This window comes from Streptococcus oralis, from assembly GCF_023109005.1.
GTDB classification, from domain to species: Bacteria; Bacillota; Bacilli; order Lactobacillales; family Streptococcaceae; genus Streptococcus; species Streptococcus oralis_BU.
Genome location: NZ_JALDTU010000017.1, coordinates 1 through 2,930 on the forward strand (window position 1 = coordinate 1; position 2,930 = coordinate 2,930).

Here is a 2,930-nt window from a genome sequence, read left to right on the forward strand (position 1 = left end):
TCAACCGCAACTCAAGGAGCGGAAACTGGTAAAGTGGTAGAAGGCAATACCAATATCGTTTACTACTATGATCTTGTGAAATCACCAGAAGAATACGGTGATGTCGTTGTTCATTATGTGGATGAATCTGGTAAGAAGATCAAGGAAGATGTGACTGATACTTCTCGTGGTAAGGTTGGCAAAGACTATGACACAACAGATCATAAGAGTATCTCTATCAAGCATGGTAACACAGTTTACAACATTGTACCTGAAAAGACCAAAGGTCAAGAACGAGGTAAGGTTGTGAAGGGTGTAACAGAAGTTACTTATGTCTATAAGGCTGTTCAAGCAGAACCTAAGAAGCTAGGTACCAATGCTAAGGGTGAAGATGTTAATGGTAAGACGATGTTGGCTGGTTCAACAGAGGTTTACACAATTAACATTGACAACGACCAATACAAGGGCACAACAGGTCTGGTTGACCAAGACAAACAAGCCGGCTTGATGGTAGTTGAGAAATACGATAGCAAGTTTGTGACACCAAATCTAGATGCTGTTCGTATGACGACAGAAGATGGCAAGGTTGTCAGCGGCTTCACGACTAAGATTTACAAGTCTGTTGCAGAAGCTCCACAAAAGGTTCAAGATTATATCAAGGCTAAGGGCTTGACAATTGATGGTGAGTTTGCGGTAACAACTTCAGATGATCCAGTAGCCTACACGAATGACTATGCCTTGAAGGGAATCAACCTGAAATTGATCTTCCCAACAACTGTGAAGAAAGATATTAAGGAAGCGAGCAAGTACGAAAACAAGGCTTATCAAATTGACTTTGCCGGTATTGCAGAAACCAATGTCGTAACGAATAATATTCCGAAGATTAATCCGAAGAAAGATATTGTAGCGACAGTTGAAGATGGTCTGAAAGATCAAAACTCTTTGGATGGCAAGACGATTAAAGTTGGCGCTGTCTATAACTTCGAGTTGAACACTTCTTACTTGCCAGCGAAACGTGGCCAGTCTATTGATAAAATTGAAGTGAAGGACACTTATTCACCGCTTGTGGAATATAATGGCGTTCACAAATGGATTGCCAATACAGATATTCTCTTGAAAGATAACACGAAGATTGCCAAAGGAACTGATTTGACCCGATATGTCAACCAAGATATTGATCATCAGGCTAGAACAGTTGTCTACAGCTTCTCTAGTGACTTCTTGAGCAAGATTTCTGATGATAGTGAATTCCAAGCGATTGGTTACATGCAAGTGAAACAGCTTGACTATGGTACAGTGAAGAATACCTTTACAGAAATCATCAATAATGTTGAACACGATTCGAATACGGTAACACTCGTATCACCAGAAGAATACGGTGATGTCGTTGTTCATTATGTGGATGAATCTGGTAAGAAGATCAAGGAAGATGTGACTGATACTTCTCGTGGTAAGGTTGGCAAAGACTATGACACAACAGATCATAAGAGTATCTCTATCAAGCATGGTAACACAGTTTACAACATTGTACCTGAAAAGACCAAAGGTCAAGAACGAGGTAAGGTTGTGAAGGGTGTAACAGAAGTTACTTATGTCTATAAGGCTGTTCAAGCAGAACCTAAGAAGCTAGGTACCAATGCTAAGGGTGAAGATGTTAATGGTAAGACGATGTTGGCTGGTTCAACAGAGGTTTACACAATTAACATTGACAACGACCAATACAAGGGCACAACAGGTCTGGTTGACCAAGACAAACAAGCCGGCTTGATGGTAGTTGAGAAATACGATAGCAAGTTTGTGACACCAAATCTAGATGCTGTTCGTATGACGACAGAAGATGGCAAGGTTGTCAGCGGCTTCACGACTAAGATTTACAAGTCTGTTGCAGAAGCTCCACAAAAGGTTCAAGATTATATCAAGGCTAAGGGCTTGACAATTGATGGTGAGTTTGCGGTAACAACTTCAGATGATCCAGTAGCCTACACGAATGACTATGCCTTGAAGGGAATCAACCTGAAATTGATCTTCCCAACAACTGTGAAGAAAGATATTAAGGAAGCGAGCAAGTACGAAAACAAGGCTTATCAAATTGACTTTGCCGGTATTGCAGAAACCAATGTCGTAACGAATAATATTCCGAAGATTAATCCGAAGAAAGATATTGTAGCGACAGTTGAAGATGGTCTGAAAGATCAAAACTCTTTGGATGGCAAGACGATTAAAGTTGGCGCTGTCTATAACTTCGAGTTGAACACTTCTTACTTGCCAGCGAAACGTGGCCAGTCTATTGATAAAATTGAAGTGAAGGACACTTATTCACCGCTTGTGGAATATAATGGCGTTCACAAATGGATTGCCAATACAGATATTCTCTTGAAAGATAACACGAAGATTGCCAAAGGAACTGATTTGACCCGATATGTCAACCAAGATATTGATCATCAGGCTAGAACAGTTGTCTACAGCTTCTCTAGTGACTTCTTGAGCAAGATTTCTGATGATAGTGAATTCCAAGCGATTGGTTACATGCAAGTGAAACAGCTTGACTATGGTACAGTGAAGAATACCTTTACAGAAATCATCAATAATGTTGAACACGATTCGAATACGGTAACTGTGGTAACACCTGAAAAACCTCAGACACCGCCTGAAAAACCTCAGACACCGCCTGAAAAACCTCAGACACCGCCAGTAGTTCCAACTACACCTCGAACTAATTTGCCTGAAACAGGTGAAAAAGACCATGGTGAAGCAACTGTTCTTGGTTTAGCGATGATGGTATCAGCAATGTCACTCCTTGGTTTCAGTAAGCGCAAAGAAGAGAAATAATCATAAAGTTTATTTCTCGCTTATACCTAGGGACGTTGACTTCGTAGGCTCCTTGTCAACTGTAGTGGGTTGAAGTCAGCTAAGATCGAGAAAGGACAAATTTTGTCCTTTCTTTTTTGATG

The 2,930-nt window shown here is 40.6% G+C and carries 1 protein-coding gene; it reads left to right on the forward strand.

Translation table 11 applies throughout. The annotated features are described in order from the left end of the window. Window positions 1-2,808, forward strand: a 2,808-nt coding sequence (locus M1F56_RS09650) for an SspB-related isopeptide-forming adhesin (RefSeq protein WP_247917552.1), incomplete at its 5' end; no start/stop codon positions are given. Between the last annotated feature and the right edge of the window lie 122 nt (window positions 2,809-2,930).